Source organism: Pseudescherichia sp., assembly GCF_031979925.1.
Lineage (GTDB): Bacteria > Pseudomonadota > Gammaproteobacteria > Enterobacterales > Enterobacteriaceae > Pseudescherichia.
The window spans coordinates 181,212-204,572 of record NZ_DALZFB010000002.1 but is presented as its reverse complement, the minus strand read 5'-3'; the positions used below and the strand labels follow the sequence as shown (position 1 = coordinate 204,572).

Below are 23,361 nucleotides of genomic sequence, written 5' to 3'. Positions count from 1 at the left end.
AAAGGAAACGGAAGCCATGCTTTTTACGCTGAAGAAATACATTGGTGGGATGCTGCTGCCCCTGCCGCTGCTGCTTTTGCTGATGGGGATTGGCCTGGCGCTGGTCTGGTTTACCCGCTACCAGAAGTCAGGTAAGGCGCTGATGAGCGCAGGCTGGCTGGCGCTGGTGCTGATCAGCCTGCAACCGGTGGCGGACGGTATGCTCAGGCCGATAGAGCAAACTTACCCTACCTGGCGCGGCACCCAGCAGGTGAAATACATCGTGGTGCTCGGCGGGGGCTACACCTGGAACGATACGTGGGCGCCCAGCTCGAACCTGATCAACAACAGCCTGCCGCGCCTCACGGAGGCGGTACGCCTGTGGCGGCAAAATCCGGGGGCTAAAATGATCTTCACCGGCGCACCGGCGGTGACAAACCCGGTCAGCACCGCCGAGGCCGGGGCGCGGGTGGCTGAAACCCTGGGCATCCCTCGCAGCGACATTATGACGCTCGACAGCGCTAAGGATACCGAAGAGGAGGCGGCAGCGGTGAAACAGGCCATCGGCGAGACGCCGTTTTTGCTGGTGACCTCGGCATCACATCTGCCTCGGGCGATGATCTTTTTCCGTCATGCAGGGTTAAATCCCCTGCCCGCTCCGGCTAATCAGCTGGCGATCGACTCGCCGCTTAACCCCTGGGAGCGCATTATTCCCTCCCCGGTGTGGCTGATGCACAGCGACCGGGTCGGGTATGAGACGCTGGGTCGCGTCTGGCAGTGGCTTAAAGGTTCGTCAGGCGATCCACGGCAGGAGTGATTTTGCGGCGAGATCAAAATTGCTGCGGCTGAAATGACCGGTATTGACCAGCTGCGCTACCTCGTCCCAGAGGGTGTAGAGCCAGCGACGCCAGATAAACGCCTCGGAAACCGGGGCGTGCTGGAGATAGTGCCACAGCAGCCCTTCCGCCAGCGCACTGTCGGAGAGGCGAAACAGCTCGTATTCGCGCGGCGCCCAGAGCATGACGCCCGGCCCCACCACCGCCAGTAGCTGATCGGTGCGGGCATCTTTTAACATGCTGCGCAGGTTGAGATTGCCGTGCACCAGCACGCAGTTGTCGTTAAAGCCTGCAAACAGTTTCGGCAGGCACTCACGGGTGCGAAACAGGATCCGTTTATCCTGCATCGTCAGGCCGGTATTTTTAAACTGGTTGAGGGTGTTCCACAGCACCTCGACCCGCTGGCGATACCATGAGGGCCAGATATTCTCCTGGGTGCTGTCCACTACACCAACGCAGCCGTGGCTGTCCTGCCGATGCCAGGCGAGCAGCGCCTCAACAATTTGATCCTTAAGCTGCTCCCAGCGCTCCGGCGTACGGGCCGGGGCTTCAACGGGGACGCCGTGCAGGCGCTCGATCAGCAGCACGTCAGGGCCGGGGTGCTCATCATGGGTCATTACCCCGTAGACCACCGGCATGCGTACCGTACCGCTGCGGGCTAGCATCGACATCTTCCATGCCAGCTGGCGCGCTAGCCCCGGCGTGGTAAAGCTTCTTGCCAGCAGCGGCATAGGGTGGCCGTGGCTGTCATAAAGCGACCACAACGCGGTATCCGCCTTCTCGTTGACACACTCCACGCGGCTGAGTTTCTCCCCCAGCAGGTGGCTCAGTTCGGCACGCAGCTGTTCCATTTACGCTACCTCTCAGGAATACCCTTACGCAGACTACACCTTTTATAATGGGCGTCCGTCACAGAGATGTCACCCCGATCAGATCAAAACAGCGGCAGAAAGTGAAGAAATTCCCCTCCGGACGGAGGGGAGAGAGGAAACTAGCGGAGTTCAGCGCGCACGCGGGCCAGATCCTCTGCGGTATCTACCCCGGTGCCCGGGATGGCCTGCGCCACGGCAACGTGAATTTTTTCGCCGTGCCAGAGCACGCGCAGCTGTTCGAGCATCTCGATCTGCTCGAGCTGGCTCGGTTGCCAGGTGACGTAGCGGCGGATAAACCCGGCCCGATAGCCGTAGATACCGATATGGCGCAGGAAGGTGTCGCCGATGGCATCACGCGACTGGGCGAAGCGGTCGCGGTCCCAGGGAATGGTCGCCCGGGAGAAGTAGAGCGCGTAGCCCTCGCTGTCCATCACCACTTTTACCGCGTTAGGGTTAAACGCCTCCTCCGCACTGTGGATCGGCACGGCCAGCGTCGCCATACCCACCTGGCGCTGGGCCAGATTCTCCGCCACCTGGCGAATAATCGCCGGCGGGATCATCGGCTCGTCGCCCTGAACGTTAACAATGACCGTGTCATCGCTAAAGCCGCACGTCTCCACCACCTCGGCCAGCCGCTCGGTGCCGGACTGATGATCGGCGCGGGTCATGCACACTTCGCCCCCGGCTGCCTCAACCGCCAGCGCCACGTCAGGGTGATCGGTGGCGACAATGATCCGCGCTGCCCCGGACTCGCGCGCCCGCTCCAGCACGTGCACGATCATCGGCTTGCCGTTGATATCCACCAGCGGCTTACCCGGCAAACGGGTGGAAGCATAACGCGCCGGAATAATAACAACGAAACTCATGGACGGCTCTCTTCAGCAGCGAGCGCACGGGCTTCGTTTTCCAGCAGTACCGGAATGCCTTCCCGCACCGGGAAAGCGAGGCTGTCGACTTTGCAGATCAGCTCTTGTTTATCCTGGCTGTAGTAGAGCTTACCGTTGCAGACCGGGCAGGCAATGATTTCAAGTAGACGGTGATCCATAGTTCCTCCTGAGGGACCGAAAGGGGTATGCCTTAAATGTTACCATATTCCCCTAATCCGCAGCGGCAATTTCCCACCCGCCTTGCCTGTCGGTAAAGAGACCGTCCGGGAGGCGTTTGCAGACTACCTGCTGCGCGCCCTGCCAGCGGGCAAAATTGTCAATGGCCGTTGCCAGGCCGCTCTCCAGTCTGCGGCCCGGCTTGATGTCCGGCTCCAGATAAAGGGCGATAATTTCCAGCACGCCTGTTTTGCGATGCATCTTGGCGTCCATCCGCCCCACCAGTTGCCCGCAGTGCAGCAGCGGCAGGACAAAATAGCCATACTGGCGCTTCGGTGCTGGGGTGTAGCACTCCAGCCGGTAGGTAAAGTTAAAGAGCTGCTCGGCGCGCTTGCGATCCCAAACCACCGGATCGAAGGGCGACAGCACCGCACTGTGGGTGGCGTGCAGCCTGCCCGCCTGCGCCAGCTCAAGCTCCGGCAGCAAGTCGGTGTGAACAAACGCCTCTCCCAGCGTTTCAACCTCTACGCGCACCACCTTCTGCTCAGACTGCCAGCGCGCCATCAGTGCGGGCAATACGGGCTGGCGCAGACGATAGTAGTCTGCCAGCCAGACGGGGCGAAAAAGACCTAAGCTACGGGCGCTCTTCTCCAGCATCCGATCCTCCGCCACTGCCTGGGCGAGAAGATCCCGCTCGTCATCCCAGTGGGGCATGACGCGGTGGGTCAGATCGTAGACGCGCTGAAAGTTGCGCCGCTCCACCACCATCACCTTACCGGCGGTGAACAGCCCCTCAAGGTGCCGCTTGTGCGGCTTCCACGCCCACCAGCCGCTGGCCCCTTTGCGCGGATGATCGAAATCCGCCGAGCGCACCGGGCCATTCTCATGGATATAGGCAATCAGCTGCTCAATTTCATCCGCGTGCTCATCCATCCAGGCCGCACGGTATTTCCAGCCCATATTTTCCGGCGCCAGCATCCGGTGGCGCACCAGGGCAAAATCCTCACGCGGCAAAAAGCAGGCCTCGTGCGCCCAGTACTCCATCAGCTCGCCCCGGCGCAGCGCCTCATCGAGCCATGACGGCGAGTAGTCGCCGAGGCGGCTGAACAGCACCAGGTAGGGGCTGCGGGCCACGATATTAATGGTGTCGATCTGCAGGAGCGACATCCGCTGAATGGAGGAGAGAATATCGGCAGGCCTGGCGCGGCGGCGCGGCTTTTTCAGCAGGCCCTGCGCGGCAAGATGGAGATGACGGGCGGCGGTGAGCGAGAGTTGCGGCACAGACATACGGTTCCCGTGGTTAACAGGGCGCTGTCGGCACTGTGCCGCTAGCGCACCAGAGTGAGCAGTTCCTGCAGCAGGCGTTCGGGTTGATCGCCCTCCAGACAGGCGTCAACGGGCAGATACCACCAGCTATCGTCAGCAAAGGCGCGGCACTTGACCGCATCCTTCTCGGTCATTACCAGCGTCTGGCCGGGTTTAATAAACCCGCTCACCTGCGGATAGCTGAGCGCCTGATGATCGGCCAGCGCAACGGTGTTTTCTACTGCTACGCCGCAGTCGGTCAGGGTTTGAAAGAAGCGCGGCGGATGACCAATCCCGGCCATCGCCACCACGGCGGGTAGCGCATTAACCGGTCGGCGCTCGCCGCTCTTCAGGTTCACGGCCAGGCCAGGCTGCAAACGCATCGGGATCTCCCCTGCCCGCGCTTCGCCGCCGTTGGTTATCACCGCATCGACGGAGCGCAGACGCGAGGCCCGCTCACGCATCGGCCCGGCAGGCAGCCACCAGCCGTTGCCAAAGCGGCGCACGCCATCGATCACCACGATCTCTTTATCGCGGGCGAGACGGTAGTGCTGGAGGCCATCATCGGTCACTATCAGCTGAAGATCGTGCGCGGCGAGCAGGGCTTTTACCGCGTCGCTGCGCACGGGAGAGACCGCTACCGGTGCACCGGTGCGCTGATAGATCAGCACCGGCTCGTCACCGGCCTGCTCCGTCGTCGTCTGTTGGTCAAGCAGCAGCGGATAGCGATCCGCCTTGCCACCGTAGCCCCGAGAGACCACGCCAACCCGTACGCCGCGCTGGCGCAGCTGCTCAACCAGCCAGATCACCACCGGCGTTTTGCCGTTGCCGCCTGCCGTGAGATTGCCCACAACGACTACCGGCACCGGCGCACGCCAGGCTTTTTTAATGCCCAGCCGGTAGCAGAGACGAATTGCCCCGCTCACCAGGCCATAAAGCCAGGAGAGCGGCAGCAGCAGCAGCCACAGCGGTGATTCGCCTGACCAGATGCGGGCTATCATGCGCCAAACTGCATCTTATGCAGCTGGGCGTAGACACCCTGCTGCGCCAGCAGTTCGGCATGGCTACCGCGCTCAACGATACGGCCCTCTTCAACCACCACAATCTCATCCGCCTTCTCAATGGTAGAGAGTCGGTGGGCGATCACCAGCGAGGTGCGGTTTTTCTGCAGCTCGTCCAGCGCAGCCTGGATAGCGCGTTCAGACTCGGTATCCAGCGCGGAGGTAGCCTCGTCGAGGATCAGGATCGGGCTGTCGCGCAGCAGGGCACGGGCGATGGCGATACGCTGACGCTGACCGCCGGAGAGCAGCACGCCGTTCTCACCGATGATAGTATCGAGGCCGTTATCCATCTTGCTGATAAAGTCCATGGCATAGGCCATACGGGCAGCGGTTTCGATCTGCTCCCGGCTGTACTCTTCCGTGCGGGCGTAGGCGATGTTATTCGCCACCGTGTCGTTAAACAGGTGCACGTTTTGCGATACCAGCGCTACCTGATTACGCAGCGAGTGCAGCTTGTATTCGCGCAGATCGTGGCCGTCCAGCAGGATCTCGCCGCTGTCGGTATCGTAGAAGCGGGTGATCAGGCTGGCCAAGGTCGATTTACCGGAGCCTGAGCGACCCACCAACGCCACGGTTTTACCTGCGGCGATGTTCAGGTTGATATCACGCAACGCCGGGGTTTCACGCCCAGGATAGGTAAAGGTGACGTTGCGGAACTCCACGTTGCCTTCGGCACGCTCAATTTCGCGCTTGCCTTCATCCTTCTCCTGCTCGCTGTCGAGAATAGCAAACAGCGTCTGGCAGGCTGCCATCCCGCGCTGGAACTGGGCGTTAACGTTGGTCAGCGACTTCAGCGGACGCATCAGGGCAATCATCGACGAGAAAACCACGGTAATGGTCCCGGCGGTCAGGGTCTCCATCACGCTGGGGAAGCTCGCCGCATAGAGTACAAAGGCCAGCGCCAGGGAGGCGATCAGCTGAATGATCGGATCGGATATCGACGAGGCGGAGACCAGCTTCATCCCCTGCAGGCGCATCCGGTTGCTCACCTTGTCAAAGCGCTCGGTTTCGACCTGCTGGCCGCCAAACATCAGCACCTCTTTGTGCCCCTTCAGCATCTGCTCTGCACTGGTGGTCACCTGCCCCATTGTATTCTGCATATTCTTGCTGATGTTACGGAAACGCTTCGATACCACGCGAATAGCAATCGAGACGATCGGGGCCAGCACGATCAAAATGATCGACAGCTGCCAGCTGTAGTAAAACATCATGATAAACAGGCCGATAATCGACGCCCCTTCACGCACGACGGTGATCAGTGCGTTAGATGAGGAGGAGGCAACCTGTTCAGAGTCATAGGTGATACGGGAGAGCAGCGTCCCGGTGGACTGCTTGTCGAAGAAGGCGACGGGCATGCCCATCATATGGCTGAACAGGCGGCGACGCATGCTCATGACCACTTTGCCAGAGACCCAGGAGATACAGTAGCTTGAGATATAGCTGGTGATCCCACGCAGGATCATCAGGCCGATAATCACCAGCGGCATCCATATCAGCACGGAGCGGTCCGTTTTACCAAAACCATCATCGAGCAGCGGTTTCAGAAGCGATAGCATAAAGGTATCGCTGGCTGCGTTGAGGATCAGTGCTACCCCCGCCACGAACAGACCCGCTTTGAAAGGTGCAATCATTGGCCAAAGGCGGCGGAACGTTTGCCACGTAGAGAGATCTTTGTCGTTATGCATTCAAAAAACCAGCACTTGTTGAAATAGCCGCATATTCTACCCGTTATCTGCAGGGACGCCAAACCGCTGATGATACCAGCGGGGTAAAAGTTGCTCGCGCAGGCTGAGGATCTTCCAGCCGTTAATGGAAAAATAGATGCTCGTTTGCCCCCCGTGCGGCGTGTCGTACCAGCGGTAGCCCTGCTGCCGGTAGCGGCGGATCACCTTTGTTGAGGGGAGTCGCCAGGCGTTGTAGCGCGACGCAGAGGCCAGCGCCGCCTGCCCGTTGACCCGCTGTAACAGCGGTAGCGATGAGGAAGTGCTGCTGCCGTGATGCGGGACCTGGATAAGTGTAGCCTGTAGATGCTGCCAGTAGCGGCTCAGCATGCGCCGCTCGGCAGGCGCTTCGATATCGCCGGTAAGCAGGATGCTTTGACGACCGTCATCGACTTTAACCACGCAGGAGCCGTTGTTTCCCTTCGCTACCTCCCCCGCCAGCGGCCAGTGAACGGTAAAGTTTAGCCCCTGCCACTGCCAGCGCTGACCGCGAAAACAGGGTAGATGCCCAGCCCACCCCAGCGGGCTGCGGACGGTCATCTCCGGCCACGCTTTTTGCAGCGTCTCCAGCCCACCCCGATGATCGAGGTGCTCATGGCTAAGGATAACGCCATCGGGTCGGAGATGGTGCCAGCGTAGCCAGGGAACGATCAGCTGCTGAGCACTGTCTCCGCCCGGCCACGCCAGCCCGGTATCATAGAGCAGGGCCCGCTGGTTACGAGTAATCACCATCGCCAGTCCCTGCCCCACGTCCAGCATATGCACAGCCCACTCATCGCTGCGGACAGGACGTCCGCGCGGCAGCGCCAGCAGCATGGCAATCGCCAGACACAGAAACGGCGCGTTGGTGTAGATGCGCAGCCGCCAAAGCACTATCCCCGCCCACGGGAGCCAGACCAGTCCCAGCCAGCGCCGATCAATCTCATACCAGCCGTCCGGCAGCTGACGTAAAAACCAGAACAGCAGCGCCAGGGTTTTGTCCGCCAGCAGCCAACTGCCGCTCTCGATTATCGCCGGCCCGCTCAGGTGCAGCACCATCCCGGCCAGAATCAGTGGCACGGTGACAAAGGTCACCAGCGGTACGGCGATCAGATTGGCAACGATCGAGGTCAGGCTAATACCATGAAAGAGGGTTACCTGGATGGGCAGGAGCAGGATCATCATTCCCACCTGCAGATGCAGCAAGCTCAGAATGCTGCGCACGATGCGCCCGCCGGGCAGGTGCGGTAACGGAAACCACTGATACCAGAAGATCAGGGCGGCGACGGCGAAGGCGGAGAGCCACAGGCTCTGAGAGAGGATGGCAACAGGATCGATAAACAGGATCGCCGCCACGCAGCAGAGCCAGACCTGCCAGGGCGACCACTGCCGACCCGAGAGGCGCAGCGCGCTCCAGACGGCAAGGGAGGCTACCGTGCGCAGCGCCGGAGGCTGCATACCGGTAAGCCAGGCGTAGTAAGCGGCGCAGGCAAGGCCAAACAGCAGCGGCAGCCGCCAGCTAATTCTGTTGCCGGGGAGAAAAAATTGCACGCCGCGCATCATCAGCCAGCCCAACGTCGCCGCCAGGGCAATATGCAGACCTGAAATCGCCATCAGATGCGCAGTGCCGGTCTCGCGCATCAGCGCTTTAACATCGGTACCGAGCGTGGTGCGCTCCCCCATCCCCAATCCCAGCATGACCGACTGCCAGGCGTAAGGGGCCAGAATCGCGCTCAGGGAAGCAAGATAGCGGGCGCGCAGATCGCAGCGGAGCTCGACCGGCCTGGCATGAATAAAACGTCCGGTAACGGGACGATGCTGGGCCAGGGCATAGCGCTGAGTATCAAAGCCGCCCTCGTTGAGTTGCCCGTGCACGGCACGCACCTTCAGCGTCATCTCCCAGCGCTGTCCGGCACAGCCCGGTTGCGGCAGATACTGCCCGTAGAGGTTGATACCCGGCGCGGGAAGAAGCCGCCTGCCGTCCAGCTGCTCGATAACGCCCCGGTGCGTGGTTATATTATCGGTAGCAATGATTTTTACCACCGCCTGCCGGGTCGCCCCTGGCAACGCCAGTGCTGGCCAGAGAGCCTCCTGCGCCGCCAGCAATCCCCAGGCAAAAAAGAGCAACCACAGCGCCAGCCAGCGTACGCTCCGCCAGCGCATAAAACTCAGCACGATCCCGACAGCCGCAATAGCTTCTATCCAGCCTGTCTCTGGCAGCCTCGGCAGCCACAGCAGGGGCAGAACGGCAGTCAGCAGACAAAATGCAACGACAGGCAAACCCATAGCCACCTCCTTGTGCCGCGATTATGCAGGCACCGGACGGTGCTGTCGGTATGAGCTTTGCAGTTTTACGAGGCGGCTTCAGAAAGAGAGAGAAATCGTGGGAGCGAGAAATGAAAAAAGCACCCGCAGGTGCTCTCTTCAGAGAAGTACGTCTTCGCCGCTGCGGCGCAAAACCTACCCTTCGTAAATGTTGGCGCGGTCGCGAAGTTCTTTACCCGGCTTAAAGTGCGGGACATATTTGCCTTCCAGATCCACTTTATCGCCAGTTTTTGGGTTACGCCCGGTGCGAGGTGCCCGATAGTGCAGAGAGAAGCTGCCGAAACCGCGGATCTCGATGCGCTCACCCTGGGCCAGGGTCGAGGCCATATGCTCCAACATCTCTTTCACGGCGTCTTCTACAGACTTAGCCGGAATATGAGATTGTTGGCTTGCAAGTCTTTCGATCAATTCTGACTTGGTCATGATTCCTCCGGTTTCCTTAATCAGGAATATTCACTAGCGGCAGATTAAACAAGGGCGGCCGTAGCCGCCCTTTGTTATTGATTACAGGATTAAAAAGCACTCCTGTCAAGCTACCCGAGGGTAACTTATTCGCCTTTCGCTGCTTTAAATGCTTCAGCCATAGCGTTAGAGAAGTTGCCTTCTTCCTGTTTGTTGTTAACAGAAGCGATTGCATCTTTCTCGTCAGCTTCGTCTTTAGCACGAACAGACAGGCTGATGGCGCGGTTCTTACGATCAACACCGGTGAACTTAGCTTCAACTTCGTCGCCAACGTTCAGAACCAGAGTTGCGTCTTCAACGCGGTCACGGGAAGCTTCAGAAGCGCGCAGGTAGCCTTCAACACCGTCGGCCAGCTCTACGGTTGCGCCTTTCGCGTCAACTGCAGTCACTTTACCGGTTACGATTGCGCCTTTCTTGTTCAGGGCAACGTAGTTGTTGAACGGATCTTCTGCCAGCTGCTTAACGCCCAGGGAGATACGCTCGCGCTCTGCGTCAACCTGCAGAACAACCGCAGCGATTTCGTCGCCTTTTTTGTATTCACGAACTGCTTCTTCGCCTGCAACGTTCCAGGAGATGTCAGACAGGTGAACCAGGCCGTCGATGCCGCCGTCCAGGCCGATGAAGATACCGAAGTCAGTGATAGACTTGATTTTACCTTCAACACGGTCGCCCTTGTTGTGGGTTTCCGCGAACTGCTGCCATGGGTTGTTTTTGCACTGTTTCAGGCCCAGGGAGATACGACGACGTTCTTCGTCGATATCCAGAACCATCACTTCCACTACGTCGCCAACGTTAACAACTTTGGACGGGTGGATGTTTTTGTTGGTCCAGTCCATTTCGGAAACGTGCACCAGGCCTTCAACGCCTTCTTCGATCTCAACGAAGCAGCCGTAGTCGGTCAGGTTGGTTACGCGACCGGTCAGCTTGGTGCCTTCCGGGTAACGTTTAGCGATAGCTACCCACGGATCTTCGCCCAGCTGTTTCAGGCCGAGGGATACACGGGTACGCTCGCGGTCGAACTTCAGCACTTTAACAGTGATTTCGTCGCCAACGTTCACGATTTCGCTTGGGTGCTTAACGCGTTTCCATGCCATGTCAGTGATGTGCAGCAGGCCGTCAACGCCGCCCAGATCAACGAATGCACCGTAGTCAGTGAGGTTCTTAACGATACCTTTAACTTCCATGCCTTCCTGCAGGTTTTCCAGCAGCTGATCGCGCTCTGCGCTGTTTTCAGACTCGATAACCGCACGACGGGAAACAACAACGTTGTTGCGTTTCTGGTCAAGCTTGATCACTTTGAACTCAAGCTCTTTGCCTTCCAGGTGCAGCGTATCGCGTACCGGACGCACGTCAACCAGGGAACCTGGCAGGAACGCACGAATACCGTTCAGCTCAACAGTGAAGCCACCTTTAACTTTGCCGTTGATAACACCGGTAACAGTTTCAGCGTCTTCGTATGCTTTTTCCAGCGTGATCCAGGCTTCGTGACGCTTAGCTTTCTCACGGGACAGCAGGGTTTCACCGAAGCCGTCTTCTACTGCATCCAGAGCAACGTCAACTTCGTCACCAACCTGGATTTCCAGCTCGCCCTGGGCGTTTTTGAACTGCTCAGCCGGAATGGCAGACTCGGATTTCAGACCGGCGTCAACCAGTACGATATCTTTGTCGATAGCAACAACAACACCACGAACGATGGAACCCGGGCGGGTTTCGATTTCTTTTAAGGATTCTTCAAAGAGTTGAGCAAAAGATTCAGTCATGTTTAATCTTCAGGTTAATATAACGTCCACCTGGCTCCATGCCGGATGGGGTTGTTTCACATACCCACTGTCACTCCGTTGCAGCGGGGGTACTACCTACTTACCGTATAATTCGGGTACTGCAAATTCGGTCGCTTTAAGCGAGAGCCAACTTTTGGCGCGCGTATTGTAACGCTTTTTCAATCACTTGCTCAATGCTTAAACTGGTGGAATCCAGAACTAATGCATCGGCAGCAGGGACCAGCGGCGCTACAGGGCGATTACGATCGCGATCGTCGCGTTCTTTGATCTCGGCCAAAAGGCGTTCAAAGTTAACACTAAAGCCCTTCTCCTGCAACTGCAGCATGCGGCGATGCGCGCGCTCTTCCGAGGAGGCATCGAGGAAAATCTTCACCGGCGCGTCCGGGAACACAACCGTACCCATATCGCGACCGTCGGCTATCAGGCCCGGCAGCTCACGGAACCCCCGCTGACGGCGCAGCAGCGCTTCACGCACGCGGGGAAATGCGGCGACCTGAGACGCGGCATTGGCCACCTCCTGGGTACGGATTTCACCGCTCACGTCTTCGCCCTCAAGGATCACCTCCAGCCTGCCGTCGGTGGATACAAAGCGGACGTCAAGATGGGCAGCCAGCGGGACCAACACCTCTTCCGAAGTGACGTCCACGTGATGATGCAGCGCAGCCAGCGCCAGCACGCGATAGATTGCTCCCGAGTCGAGAAGATGCCACTGCAACGCTTCTGCCATCGCCTTGCACAGCGTCCCTTTGCCTGCACCACTTGGCCCATCAATGGTGATTACCGGGGCAGTTGCCGCCATCTTTTTCTCCTTATTAAAGGCTTACCATGAACGTAAACGCCGCGCATTATACGCGCCAACGTACGCAACTGTTATCTTTGCGTGTAAATAACGGAATTTATGAGACTGAGTGTAGAAGAAATGGGCGAGGATGAGTGTGAGAAAGCGTAAGGAAATGCCGCATCGGAGGATGCGGCAGAGATAATCATGCTAAGGTGCTAATACGCGCCAGCTGGTCGAAATAGTCCGGGAAGGTTTTCGCAGTACACTTTGGATCCAGGATAGTGACCGGCGTGTCTGACAACGCCACCAGCGAGAAGCACATCGCCATCCGGTGATCGTTGTAGGTGCCAATTTCCGCGAACTGCAATTTCACAGGCGGCGTGACGCGAATATAGTCTTCGCCCTCTTCCACCTCCGCGCCAACCTTGCGCAGCTCGGTCGCCATGGCAAACAGACGGTCGGTCTCTTTCACGCGCCAGTTATAGATGTTGCGCAAGGTAGTCGTGCCGCTGGCAAACAGCGCGGCGGTGGCGATGGTCATTGCCGCATCCGGGATATGGTTCATATCCATATCGACAGCCTTCAGCTCACCGCGGGTGCAGGCGATGTAATCCTCGCCCCAGGTCACGATCGCGCCCATCTTCTCCAGCACGTCAGCAAAGCGGATATCACCCTGCACGCTGTTGCGCCCGATGCCGGTTACCTTAACGGTTCCACCTTTAATGGCCGCCGCCGCGAGGAAATAGGAGGCCGATGAGGCATCGCCCTCAACCAGGTAGTGGCCTGGGGAGCAGTACTGCTGCCCGCCGCGTACCACAAAGCGCTGGTACTGCTGGTTCTCTACCTCAACGCCAAAGGTCTTCATCAGGTGCAGGGTGATGTCGATATAGGGCTTCGACACCAAATCGCCTTTGATGGAGATTTCGGTGTCCTGAGAGGCCAGCGGCGCGGTCATCAGCAGCGCGGTTAAGAACTGGCTGGAGACGCTGCCGTCCACGGCCACCTGGCCGCCGGTAAAGCCGCCGCGCAGGCGCAGCGGCGGGTAGTTCTCCTGCTCAAGATAGTCGATCTGGGCGCCGCCCTGACGCAGCGCATCCACCAGATGGCCAATTGGACGCTCTTTCATACGCGGCTCGCCGGTCAGCACAATCTTGCTGCTTCCCAGACAGAGCGCAGCGGCTAGCGGACGCATCGCCGTACCGGCATTGCCGAGGAACAGCTCAAGCTCTTCAGCCGACCGTAACGCGCCGCCGTTGCCGGTCACTTCACAGCGGGTGCGATCGTCAGAGAGCGTGTAACGAACTCCCAACGCTTTCAGCGCATTGAGCATATGGCGCACGTCATCGCTGTCCAGCAGGTTAGTGAGGACCGTAGTGCCATTTGCCAGCGCTGCCAGCAGCAGAGCGCGGTTCGAGACACTTTTAGAACCTGGCAGATTAATGGTGCCGTCTACTCGCGCGATAGGTTGTAACGTCAGGGATTCCATGAAACTTAACTCTCAACTCAACATAATAAAAACCCCGCAGCAGAGGTGCGGGGGTGAAAACAGCGCGATTAACCGTGGCGACGTTCGAAGTCAATCATGAAATCGGTCAGCGCTTTAACGCCTGCCAGCGGCATCGCGTTATAGATGGAGGCACGCATCCCGCCTACCACGCGGTGGCCTTTCAGCGCGTGCAGGCCGGCAGCGAAGGACTCCTCCAGGAAGAGGCTGTCGAGCTTGCTGTCTGCCAGCTGGAACGGCACGTTCATGCGCGAGCGGTTCGCTACCGCCACGTCGTTACGGTAGAAGTCGCTGCCGTCGATAACGCCGTACAGCAGCTCGGCTTTCTGCTGGTTAATAGCATTCATTGCCGCAACGCCGCCGTTTTGCTTCACCCACTTGAACACCAGGCCTGAGAGGTACCAGGCGAAGGTCGGCGGGGTGTTGAACATGGAGTCATTGTCGTTCAGCACGCTGTAATCGAGAATCGACGGGCAGGATTTGTGGGCTTTACCCAGCAGATCGTCACGAACGATCACCAGCGTCAGGCCGGCCGGGCCGATGTTTTTCTGCGCACCGGCATAGATCACGCCGTAGCGGCTGACGTCAAGCGGCGCTGAGAGAATAGTCGAAGAGAGATCCGCCGTGACGATGACGCTCTCGTCAAAGTTCGGCTCTTCATGGATGGCAATACCGTCGATGGTCTCGTTCGGGCAGTAGTGGAGATACGCCGCATCGCTGGAGAGCTGCCAGTCACTCATCGGCTTAACGGCGCGCAGGCCGTCAACGGTCACTTTGGCATCAATAACGTTTGGCGTGCAGTATTTGTGCGCCTCTTTTACCGCGCTGGCGGCCCAGTAACCGGCGTCAACGTAATCTGCCGTGGTTTTGTCGCCCAGCAGGTTTAGCGGTATGCCCGCAAACTGGCCGCGGCCGCCGCCGTGGCAGAACAGAACCTTATAGTTCTCAGGGATGCTTAACAGATCGCGAAAATCTTGCTCCGCCTCTTCTGCGCACTGGATAAATGGCTTACCGCGGTGGCTAATCTCCATGACCGATGTGCCAAGACCCTGCCAGTCGCAGAGCTCCTGTTGAGCCTGCTTAAGCACCTCTGTCGGCAACATCGCCGGACCAGAACTAAAATTAAAGACCTGTGTCATTTCCTCTCACCACGCTGAAAGCAATAAGTTATTCCTGTGACATCGGTTGTACCATTGCGCGTCACCCGCCGCAACGGGTATTCCGGCGACGGGAAGAAATGTGCGCTCAGTCACATAGCAGAATATTTTGCGGCGTTCTGCGGCGGTGGCGAAAAACCCTGTCAGGTGATGCGAATTGCCCGACTGGCCTTCGTCCATTCTGGATTTTTGCAGCGTGGACAGGGTTGTTTCTCTCCTGCCTGCATCGCAATGACCTCGCTGCATTTTACGCAGGCGTAGTCGCCCGTCTCCGGCACGACCATAAAGCGCGGCACAAGCCCCGCCGGCAACAGCGAAAGCCCTGGGCGCACCTCCTCATCGCGGTAGTAGTAGGTACTGATCTGTCCGTTGGTCTCCATGATGGCCAGCCGAATCTGCCCCAGCTGCTCTACGCCGTTCACCCGTAGCTCCATAAAGAACTCTACCTCGGTGAGGTTAGCCGCTCTCAGTTTGTCCCACGCCAGCTCGCCCTCCTCCACAATGATAATCGGTTTACCTTCTAGCAGATCCTCCAGCCGCTCACTGTGGGACATCAGCCACATCACCAGCCGGTAGCAGAGCGCCAGCGAGATAAAGACCACCAGCACCGGCAGCATCGGCACGTCGTCATAGAAAGCGACGTCCCCGGCCGCCGAGCCGAGGGTCAGAATGATCAGCACCTCGAAGAGCGACATCTGGCGCACGCCGCGCCGCCCGGCAATCTTCAGGAACAGAAAAACGAGGATAAATGTGTAGAGACTTCGCAGCGCAACCTCTCCCAGAAAGTCGAGCGGCGCCTTGTCCAGCATCATGCGTTGTAAATCGAAAGCTTTCATTTTCTTGTTCCTAAACAGGACGTTAGTTTCTACAAGCATAGCTCGCGCTTTTATTTTCGTCCTCTGGCGCAGGAAGATAGCGCCGTTCAGCTAAAACCCGTATCATTGCGCGCTTTCCGTACGAATAAAGTGACGCTCATGACGCAAACATTTATCCCCGGCAAAGATGCCGCTCTGGAAGACTCCATCGCTCGCTTCCAGCAGAAACTGCTCGATCTTGGCTTCGATATTGAAGAGGCCTCCTGGCTGAACCCGGTGCCTAACGTCTGGTCCGTGCATATCCGCGATAAAGCCTGTGCGCTCTGCTTTACCAACGGTAAAGGCGCAACCAAAAAAGCCGCGCTGGCTTCCGCCCTCGGCGAGTATTTCGAGCGTCTCTCTACCAACTACTTCTTTGCTGACTTCTGGCTGGGCGATGAGATCGCTAACGGCCCGTTTGTTCACTATCCGAACGAGAAGTGGTTCCCGCTGCCGGAAGATGATTCTCTGCCGGAAGGCATCCTCGATGCCCGCCTGCGCGCGTTTTACGATCCGGAAGGCGAGCTGGCCGCCGGTATGCTAATTGACCTGCAGTCCGGCAACGAAGATCGCGGCATCTGCGGTCTGCCGTTTACCCGCCAGTCCGATCAGCAGACGGTCTACATTCCGATGAACATCGTCGGCAACCTCTACGTCTCCAACGGCATGTCTGCTGGTAATACCCGCAACGAAGCCCGCGTGCAGGGCCTGTCGGAAGTGTTTGAGCGTCACATTAAGAACCGTATCATTGCCGAGAGCATCAGCCTGCCGGAGATCCCGCAGGAGGTGCTGGCCCGCTACCCAGGCGTGGTGGAGTCCATTGCTACCCTGGAAGCGGAAGGTTTCCCAATCTTTGCCTACGACGCCTCGCTGGGCGGCAAATACCCGGTGATCTGCGTCGTGCTGTTTAACCCGGCTAACGGCACCTGCTTCGCCTCCTTCGGCGCACACCCGGACTTTGGCGTGGCGCTGGAGCGTACCGTGACCGAGCTGCTGCAGGGCCGTGGCCTGAAGGATCTCGATGTCTTTACCCCGCCGACCTTTGATGATGAAGAGGTGGCCGAGCACGCCAACCTGGAGACTCACTTTATCGACTCCAGCGGCCTGATCTCCTGGGATATGTTCAAGCAGGACGCCGACTATCCGTTCGTAGACTGGAGCTTCTCTGGTACGACCGAAGAGGAGTTCGCCACCCTGATGGCGATCTTCCGTGCCGAGGACAAAGAGGTCTACATCGCCGACTACGAGCACCTGAGCGTCTACGCCTGCCGTATTATCGTGCCGGGTATGTCCGACATCTATCCGGCAGAGGATCTCTGGCTAGCAAACAACAGCATGGGCAGCCATCTGCGCGAAACCATTCTTGCCCTGCCGGGCAGCGAGTGGGAGAAAGAGGCCTACCTCGATCTCATCGCCCAGCTGGACGAAGAGGGCCACGATGACTTTACCCGCGTGCGCGAGCTGCTGGGTATTGCCACTGGCAAAGACAACGGCTGGTACACCCTGCGTATTGGCGAGCTGAAGGCGATGCTGGCCCTGGCGGGTGGCGATCTCGATCAGGCCCTGATCTGGACCGAGTGGACGATGGAGTTCAACGCCTCCGTGTTTACTCCAGCGCGTGCGAACTACTACCGTTGCCTGCAGACTCTGCTGCTGCTGGCGCAGGAAGAGGATCGCCAGCCGCTGCAGTATCTCAACGCCTTTGTCCGTATGTATGGCGCTGAGGCCGTTGAGGCAGCCAGCGCGGCAATGAGCGGTGAAGCGCCGTTCTATGGTCTCCAGGCGGCAGACGGTACGCTGGAGGCGTTCCCGGCTCACCGCTCCCTGCTGGCAGCCTATGAGAAGCTGCAGCGAGCGAAGCAGGCTTTCTGGCCAAAAGAAGCGTAAATAACACTATAAGCTGTAGGCGTATTGCGGCAGCCAGGCTATATTACGGGGCAATTTCATTGCCCCGTTTTTCATATATATTGGCAAAGAATTATAAATGTAATAATTAGGTTACTCATAAGTAATATTGTTTATTAATACTCAGACATATTGTTACTTTTTGGCAGAATTACTCCATTGTAATTAACGCACCAGCGACGACAACAAAAAAATATTCAAAAGATTTTATAATTTTTAAAATATATTTATACTTTAAACATCAATAAGTTATCAATAAAAACACCTAAGACCACAGCATCAAAGAGGTTATAAGACGGGCGAGATATGATCCATATCAAGTTCTCTCCTATAATGCTTTGTTAGTATCTCATCGCCAACTTAATGAAGAGAGAGTTAGTGTGAAAGCTGACAACCCTTTTGATTTGATACTTCCCCCTGCGATGGCAAAAGTTGCCGAAGAGGCGGGTGTCTATAAAGCGACAAAGCGTCCGATGACGACGTTCTTCCTGGCAATCACCGCCGGGGTGTTCATCTCCATCGCCTTCGTTTTCTATATTACCTCCACCACCGGTACGGCCGCGATGCCTTACGGCGTTGCCAAACTGATTGGCGGGATCTGCTTCTCACTGGGCCTGATTTTGTGCGTTATCTGCGGTGCGGATCTCTTTACCTCGACGGTACTTATCGTGGTGGCAAAGGCCAGCGGCAAAATTACCTGGGGCCAGCTGGCACGCAACTGGATCAACGTTTACGTTGGCAACCTGGTTGGCTGTCTGCTCTTTGTGCTGCTGATGTGGCTCTCTGGTGAGTACATGACCGCTAACGGCGGCTGGGGGCTTAACGTCCTGCAAACCGCTGACCACAAAATGCACCATACTTTTATTGAGGCCGTCGCCCTCGGCATTCTGGCAAACCTGATGGTCTGTCTGGCCGTGTGGATGAGCTACTCAGGCCGCAGCCTGATGGACAAAGCCATGATTATGGTTCTGCCGGTCGCCATGTTTGTTGCCAGCGGCTTTGAGCACAGTATTGCAAACATGTTCCTGATCCCGCTGGGTATCGTGATTCGTGATTTTGCTACGCCGGAGTTCTGGACCGCAGTCGGTTCATCTCCAGACAATTTTTCTCATCTGACCGTGATGAACTTCATTACCGATAACCTGATACCCGTTACAATTGGGAACATTATTGGTGGGGGTTTACTGGTTGGGTTGACATACTGGGTCATTTACCTGCGTGGCGATAACCATCATTGATGGCTGTCCCAGGCAGTAAATAAAAAATCCACTTAAGAAGGTAGGTGTTACATGTCCGAGCTTAATGAAAAGTTAGCCACAGCATGGGAAGGTTTCGTTGAAGGTGACTGGCAGAAAGCGGTCAACGTCCGTGACTTTATCCAGAAAAACTACGCTCCTTACGAGGGCGACGAATCTTTCCTGGCCGGTGCAACTGAAGCTACCACCACGCTGTGGGACAAAGTGATGGAAGGCGTCAAGCTGGAGAACCGCACCCATGCGCCAGTTGATTTCGACACCTCTGTTGCTTCCACCATCACCTCTCACGACGCTGGCTACATCAACAAAGCGCTGGAGAAAATCGTTGGTCTGCAAACTGAAGCACCGCTGAAACGTGCCATTATCCCGTTCGGCGGTATCAAAATGGTTGAAGGTTCCTGCAAAGCGTACAACCGCGAGCTGGACCCGATGCTGAAAAAGATCTTCACTGAATACCGCAAGACCCACAACCAGGGCGTTTTTGATGTCTACACCAAAGATATCCTGAACTGCCGTAAGTCCGGCGTGCTGACCGGTCTGCCGGACGCCTACGGCCGTGGCCGTATCATCGGTGACTACCGTCGCGTTGCGCTGTACGGCATCGATTTCCTGATGAAAGACAAATATGCCCAGTTCGTCTCTCTGCAAGAGAAACTGGAAAACGGCGAAGATCTGGAAGCGACTATCCGTCTGCGTGAAGAGATCTCCGAGCAGCACCGTGCACTGGGCCAGATCAAAGAGATGGCAGCAAAATATGGCTGTGATATCTCCGGTCCGGCGACCACTGCTCAGGAAGCGGTTCAGTGGACCTACTTCGGCTACCTGGCCGCAGTGAAATCCCAGAACGGTGCCGCCATGTCCTTCGGCCGCGTCTCTACCTTCCTTGACGTTTACATCGAACGTGACCTGAAAGCCGGTAAAATTACCGAGCAGGACGCGCAGGAGATGATTGACCACCTGGTCATGAAGCTGCGTATGGTTCGCTTCCTGCGTACTCCTGAGTACGATGAGCTGTTCTCCGGTGACCCGATCTGGGCAACCGAATCCATCGCCGGTATGGGCGTTGATGGCCGTACGCTGGTTACCAAAAACAGCTTCCGTTTCCTGAACACCCTGTACACCATGGGGCCGTCTCCGGAGCCGAACATCACCGTACTGTGGTCTGAAAAACTGCCGCTGGGCTTCAAAAAATACGCAGCGAAGGTCTCTATCGACACCTCCTCCCTGCAGTATGAAAACGATGACCTGATGCGTCCTGACTTCAACAACGACGACTACGCTATCGCTTGCTGCGTAAGCCCGATGGTTGTTGGTAAGCAAATGCAGTTCTTCGGCGCGCGTGCTAACCTGGCGAAAACCATGCTGTACGCTATCAACGGCGGCGTTGATGAAAAACTGAAAATCCAGGTAGGTCCGAAATCTGAACCGATCAAAGGCGATGTTCTGAACTTCGACGAAGTTATGGATCGCATGGATCACTTCATGGACTGGCTGGCTAAACAGTACGTGACTGCTCTGAACATCATCCACTACATGCACGACAAGTACAGCTACGAAGCTTCTCTGATGGCGCTGCACGACCGTGACGTTATCCGCACCATGGCCTGTGGTATCGCTGGTCTGTCCGTTGCGGCTGACTCCCTGTCTGCTATCAAATATGCGAAAGTAAAACCGATTCGTGATGAAGACGGTCTGGCGACTGACTTTGCAATCGAAGGTGAATACCCGCAGTTTGGTAACAACGATTCACGCGTTGATGACCTGGCGGTTGACCTGGTTGAACGTTTCATGAAGAAAATTCAGAAACTGACCACCTACCGCAACGCTATCCCGACCCAGTCCGTTCTGACCATCACCTCTAACGTCGTGTATGGTAAGAAAACCGGTAATACCCCGGATGGTCGTCGCGCTGGTGCGCCGTTTGGCCCAGGTGCTAACCCAATGCACGGTCGTGACCAGAAAGGTGCCGTTGCCTCTCTGACCTCCGTTGCAAAACTGCCGTTCGCCTATGCTAAAGATGGTATCTCCTACACCTTCTCTATCGTGCCGAACGCGCTGGGTAAAGACGATGAAGTGCGTAAAACCAACCTGGCAGGCCTGATGGATGGTTACTTCCACCATGAGTCCTCCATTGAAGGCGGTCAGCACCTCAACGTCAACGTAATGAACCGTGAAATGCTGCTTGATGCGATGGAGCACCCGGAAAAATATCCGCAGCTGACCATCCGTGTTTCCGGTTACGCGGTACGTTTTAACTCCCTGACTAAAGAACAGCAGCAGGACGTTATCACCCGTACCTTCACGCAAACCATGTAATGGTTGACTGAAAAAGCGTACAATAAAGGCTCCACGATCGTGGGGCCTTTTTAGTAAACGCGCCCTCTCCTACGAGCCTGCTTTGCCAACTGTCCTGCCCGGGGCCGCTGGCAAAACAGACTTAAACATAGCGGAAAGCTGTGCAAATACAGGCCCGGGACGGGCCATATCCGGAGAACCTCGCAATGTCAGTTATCGGTCGCATTCACTCCTTTGAATCCTGTGGCACAGTTGATGGCCCGGGGATCCGTTTTATCACCTTCTTTCAGGGCTGCCTGATGCGCTGCCTCTACTGCCACAACCGTGATACATGGGACACCCACGGCGGCAAAGAGATCACCGTTGAAGAGCTGATGAAAGAGGTCGTGACCTATCGCCACTTTATGAACGCCTCCGGCGGCGGCGTAACGGCGTCCGGCGGTGAGGCTATCCTGCAGGCTGAGTTTGTGCGCGACTGGTTCCGCGCCTGCCATCAGGAGGGCATTCACACCTGTCTGGACACCAACGGCTTCGTACGCCGTTACGATCCGGTCATCGACGAGCTGCTGGAAGTCACCGACCTGGTGATGCTCGATCTCAAACAGATGAACGATGAGATCCACCAGAACCTGGTTGGCGTCTCGAACCACCGCACGCTGGAGTTCGCTCAGTATCTGTCACAGAAGAACGTTAACGTCTGGATCCGCTACGTCGTGGTACCGGGCTGGTCAGACGATGACGACTCGGCGCACCGCCTGGGTGAGTTTACCCGCGATATGGGCAACGTTGAGAAGATCGAGCTGCTGCCCTATCACGAGCTGGGCAAGCACAAATGGGTAGCAATGGGCGAAGAGTACAAGCTTGACGGCGTTCATCCGCCGAAGAAAGAGACCATGGACCGCGTGAAAGGCATCCTTGAGCAGTACGGCCACAAGGTGATGTATTAACGCAATCACGTCATGTAGGCCCGGTAAGCGTAGCGCCACCGGGCAAAAGAGTTTAGGCGTGCGCCACAGGCGTTGGATGCTGGCCCGCTTTGCGCAGCAGCATCATCAGATAGATAAACGACACGCTGGCAATCATGACAAAGAGCAGGTTGTCGGAATAGCTCTGCATCAGCATCGAGGTCAGGGTCGGCCCCAGCAGACTGCCCACGGTGTAGCTAAGCAGTAGCGCCTGGTTCATCGCCACCAGCTGATGCGGCTCCACTTTCTCACAGGCCCAGGCCATCGCTACCGGGTAGAGCGTAAAGCCAGCCGCACCCAGTACGAACAGCGCTGGTGCCATCGCGGCGTTACCGAGCATCGCCAGACAGCCGACGATCACCACAAAGACCTGCACACGCAGCACCAGCAGGCGGCCAAAGCGGTCCGCCAGCTTGCCCACCGGCCACTGACCGAAAATACCGGCGCTGATCAGCACCGCCATCCAGAAGCCGATCCCGGCATCGCTGACGCCGTGATGGTTCAGCCACAGCGGCATCAGACCATACAGCGAGCCAAGAATAATCCCTGAAATGACGCAGCCGTTAACGCCCAGACGCGCCTGGCGCAGTCTCAGCATCGGCCACATCGTCGTCGCCTCCTGATGCTCGCTATGTTCGTTGACGATGCGGGTAAAGAGCAGCGGCAGGATAGCGGCCAGGATCAGCGCGGTAGCCCACGGGAGAACCTGCATCAGCCCGGTCGGCAGTTTGCTGACCATCAGCTGGCCCAGTACCGTGCCGACGTAGTAGATCATCATATAGGCAGCCAGCAGGCGGCCACGGTTGCGGGAGGTGCCACTGCACATCAGGCCGCTCTCTACCACGACCCAGATCATCGCGCAGCCGACACCGGCTACAAACCGCCATACCATCCAGCTCCAGAAGCCCACCATCAGGCCCATCCCGACGCAGCCAGCGGCAAAAATCAGCGAGGCGATATAGTAGCTGCGGTTGAAGCCGAAGCGTTTGATCAGGCGTCCGCAGAGCAGCGTGCCCAACAGGTTGCCGGTGAAAAAGGCGGAGCCAACCATACCTACCTGCCACGTCGGCAAGTTTTCATGGGCGAGCCAAAGCGGCACGAGCGTATTTAGCGTCGCGATTGACAGAGTCAACAACAGCAGCCCACAGAGCAACATTAGCACCGGGCGGGTATAGATAGGCATGGATATAAACCGTGAGGAAGTTCTGATTTCGAGCGCATCATGCCACCGGCAAAAACATTGTCAATCGGCCTGAATGGCCGTGCCATGCCCTTTTCGA

Annotated in this window: 19 protein-coding genes; 5 read left to right on the top strand and 14 right to left on the bottom strand. The window is 57.4% G+C overall.

All coding sequences use genetic code 11. The features are described 5' to 3' along the window. Window positions 1-16: 16 nt before the first annotated feature. Complete coding sequence (gene elyC / locus RTM13_RS04330; protein ID WP_312210425.1) at window positions 17-796, top strand: envelope biogenesis factor ElyC; 780 nt, start codon at window positions 17-19, stop codon at window positions 794-796. On the opposite strand, the gene RTM13_RS04325 is transcribed toward elyC, so the two are convergent. The 13 genes from RTM13_RS04325 to RTM13_RS04265 form a co-directional block, all read right to left on the bottom strand. Continuing rightward, a complete protein-coding gene (locus RTM13_RS04325) occupies window positions 773-1,666 on the bottom strand; it encodes a YcbJ family phosphotransferase (RefSeq protein WP_312210424.1) in 894 nt (297 codons plus the stop codon). The genes elyC and RTM13_RS04325 overlap by 24 nt on opposite strands. Window positions 1,667-1,806: 140 nt before the next feature. Continuing rightward, window positions 1,807-2,553, bottom strand: a complete 747-nt coding sequence (gene kdsB, locus RTM13_RS04320) for a 3-deoxy-manno-octulosonate cytidylyltransferase (RefSeq protein ID WP_312210423.1) — start codon at window positions 2,551-2,553, stop codon at window positions 1,807-1,809. Next, complete coding sequence (gene ycaR / locus RTM13_RS04315) at window positions 2,550-2,732, bottom strand: protein YcaR (RefSeq protein WP_312210421.1); 183 nt, start codon at window positions 2,730-2,732, stop codon at window positions 2,550-2,552. Before ycaR ends, kdsB begins: the two co-directional genes overlap by 4 nt. A 52-nt stretch (window positions 2,733-2,784) precedes the next feature. Then, window positions 2,785-4,017 carry a winged helix-turn-helix domain-containing protein gene (locus RTM13_RS04310; protein WP_312210420.1) on the bottom strand — a complete coding sequence of 411 codons (1,233 nt, stop codon included), beginning with the start codon at window positions 4,015-4,017 and terminating at the stop codon, window positions 2,785-2,787. A gap of 41 nt (window positions 4,018-4,058) precedes the next feature. Continuing rightward, a complete protein-coding gene (gene lpxK, locus RTM13_RS04305) occupies window positions 4,059-5,036 on the bottom strand; it encodes a tetraacyldisaccharide 4'-kinase (protein WP_312210418.1) in 978 nt (325 codons plus the stop codon). Continuing rightward, on the bottom strand, window positions 5,033-6,781 hold the full coding sequence (gene msbA / locus RTM13_RS04300) for a lipid A ABC transporter ATP-binding protein/permease MsbA (RefSeq protein ID WP_312210416.1): 1,749 nt from the start codon (window positions 6,779-6,781) through the stop codon (window positions 5,033-5,035). The genes lpxK and msbA overlap by 4 nt, the downstream gene beginning before the upstream one ends. A gap of 36 nt (window positions 6,782-6,817) precedes the next feature. Continuing rightward, window positions 6,818-9,082 (bottom strand): ComEC family protein, encoded by a 2,265-nt coding sequence (locus tag RTM13_RS04295; RefSeq protein ID WP_312210414.1) that lies wholly within the window; start codon window positions 9,080-9,082, stop codon window positions 6,818-6,820. 174 nt (window positions 9,083-9,256) lie between these two features. Further along, window positions 9,257-9,544: an integration host factor subunit beta gene (gene ihfB / locus RTM13_RS04290; RefSeq protein WP_103819646.1), complete on the bottom strand. Its 288-nt coding sequence runs from the start codon at window positions 9,542-9,544 to the stop codon at window positions 9,257-9,259. 125 nt (window positions 9,545-9,669) lie between these two features. Continuing rightward, complete coding sequence (gene rpsA / locus RTM13_RS04285) at window positions 9,670-11,343, bottom strand: 30S ribosomal protein S1 (RefSeq protein WP_312210412.1); 1,674 nt, start codon at window positions 11,341-11,343, stop codon at window positions 9,670-9,672. Between the two features lie 136 nt (window positions 11,344-11,479). After that, complete coding sequence (cmk, locus tag RTM13_RS04280; RefSeq protein WP_312210411.1) at window positions 11,480-12,163, bottom strand: (d)CMP kinase; 684 nt, start codon at window positions 12,161-12,163, stop codon at window positions 11,480-11,482. A gap of 184 nt (window positions 12,164-12,347) precedes the next feature. After that, complete coding sequence (aroA, locus tag RTM13_RS04275; RefSeq protein ID WP_312210409.1) at window positions 12,348-13,631, bottom strand: 3-phosphoshikimate 1-carboxyvinyltransferase; 1,284 nt, start codon at window positions 13,629-13,631, stop codon at window positions 12,348-12,350. 68 nt (window positions 13,632-13,699) lie between these two features. Continuing rightward, window positions 13,700-14,788, bottom strand: a complete 1,089-nt coding sequence (gene serC, locus RTM13_RS04270) for a 3-phosphoserine/phosphohydroxythreonine transaminase (protein WP_312210407.1) — start codon at window positions 14,786-14,788, stop codon at window positions 13,700-13,702. Between the two features lie 161 nt (window positions 14,789-14,949). Next, on the bottom strand, window positions 14,950-15,642 hold the full coding sequence (locus RTM13_RS04265) for a DUF421 domain-containing protein (protein WP_312210405.1): 693 nt from the start codon (window positions 15,640-15,642) through the stop codon (window positions 14,950-14,952). Between the two features lie 138 nt (window positions 15,643-15,780). On the opposite strand from RTM13_RS04265, the gene ycaO reads away from it, so the two are divergent. The 4 genes from ycaO (at window position 15,781) to pflA (ending at window position 22,063) form a co-directional block, all read left to right on the top strand. Continuing rightward, complete coding sequence (gene ycaO / locus RTM13_RS04260; RefSeq protein ID WP_312210403.1) at window positions 15,781-17,547, top strand: 30S ribosomal protein S12 methylthiotransferase accessory factor YcaO; 1,767 nt, start codon at window positions 15,781-15,783, stop codon at window positions 17,545-17,547. Window positions 17,548-17,945: 398 nt separating this feature from the next. Beyond that, a complete protein-coding gene (focA, locus tag RTM13_RS04255; protein ID WP_141092946.1) occupies window positions 17,946-18,803 on the top strand; it encodes a formate transporter FocA in 858 nt (285 codons plus the stop codon). 51 nt (window positions 18,804-18,854) lie between these two features. After that, window positions 18,855-21,137, top strand: coding sequence for a formate C-acetyltransferase (pflB, locus tag RTM13_RS04250; protein WP_312210399.1), 2,283 nt, complete (start codon window positions 18,855-18,857; stop codon window positions 21,135-21,137). 185 nt (window positions 21,138-21,322) lie between these two features. Then, entirely contained in the window at window positions 21,323-22,063 is a 741-nt protein-coding gene (gene pflA / locus RTM13_RS04245) for a pyruvate formate lyase 1-activating protein (RefSeq protein ID WP_312210397.1), read from the top strand. A 52-nt stretch (window positions 22,064-22,115) separates the two neighbouring features. On the opposite strand, the gene RTM13_RS04240 is transcribed toward pflA, so the two are convergent. Further along, window positions 22,116-23,264, bottom strand: coding sequence for an MFS transporter (locus RTM13_RS04240; protein ID WP_312210396.1), 1,149 nt, complete (start codon window positions 23,262-23,264; stop codon window positions 22,116-22,118). Window positions 23,265-23,361 lie beyond the last annotated feature (97 nt).

Coding starts and splice junctions, on each gene's coding strand:
- kdsB (WP_312210423.1), bottom strand. CDS start 2,553: ATGAGTTTCGTTGTTATTATTCCGGCGCGTTATGCTTCCACCCGTTTG.
- RTM13_RS04295 (WP_312210414.1), bottom strand. CDS start 9,082: ATGGGTTTGCCTGTCGTTGCATTTTGTCTGCTGACTGCCGTTCTGCCC.
- pflB (WP_312210399.1), top strand. CDS start 18,855: ATGTCCGAGCTTAATGAAAAGTTAGCCACAGCATGGGAAGGTTTCGTT.
- ycaO (WP_312210403.1), top strand. CDS start 15,781: ATGACGCAAACATTTATCCCCGGCAAAGATGCCGCTCTGGAAGACTCC.
- cmk (WP_312210411.1), bottom strand. CDS start 12,163: ATGGCGGCAACTGCCCCGGTAATCACCATTGATGGGCCAAGTGGTGCA.
- lpxK (WP_312210418.1), bottom strand. CDS start 5,036: ATGATAGCCCGCATCTGGTCAGGCGAATCACCGCTGTGGCTGCTGCTG.
- RTM13_RS04325 (WP_312210424.1), bottom strand. CDS start 1,666: ATGGAACAGCTGCGTGCCGAACTGAGCCACCTGCTGGGGGAGAAACTC.
- RTM13_RS04265 (WP_312210405.1), bottom strand. CDS start 15,642: ATGAAAGCTTTCGATTTACAACGCATGATGCTGGACAAGGCGCCGCTC.
- serC (WP_312210407.1), bottom strand. CDS start 14,788: ATGACACAGGTCTTTAATTTTAGTTCTGGTCCGGCGATGTTGCCGACA.
- pflA (WP_312210397.1), top strand. CDS start 21,323: ATGTCAGTTATCGGTCGCATTCACTCCTTTGAATCCTGTGGCACAGTT.
- ihfB (WP_103819646.1), bottom strand. CDS start 9,544: ATGACCAAGTCAGAATTGATCGAAAGACTTGCAAGCCAACAATCTCAT.
- rpsA (WP_312210412.1), bottom strand. CDS start 11,343: ATGACTGAATCTTTTGCTCAACTCTTTGAAGAATCCTTAAAAGAAATC.
- RTM13_RS04240 (WP_312210396.1), bottom strand. CDS start 23,264: ATGCCTATCTATACCCGCCCGGTGCTAATGTTGCTCTGTGGGCTGCTG.
- aroA (WP_312210409.1), bottom strand. CDS start 13,631: ATGGAATCCCTGACGTTACAACCTATCGCGCGAGTAGACGGCACCATT.
- elyC (WP_312210425.1), top strand. CDS start 17: ATGCTTTTTACGCTGAAGAAATACATTGGTGGGATGCTGCTGCCCCTG.
- RTM13_RS04310 (WP_312210420.1), bottom strand. CDS start 4,017: ATGTCTGTGCCGCAACTCTCGCTCACCGCCGCCCGTCATCTCCATCTT.
- ycaR (WP_312210421.1), bottom strand. CDS start 2,732: ATGGATCACCGTCTACTTGAAATCATTGCCTGCCCGGTCTGCAACGGT.
- msbA (WP_312210416.1), bottom strand. CDS start 6,781: ATGCATAACGACAAAGATCTCTCTACGTGGCAAACGTTCCGCCGCCTT.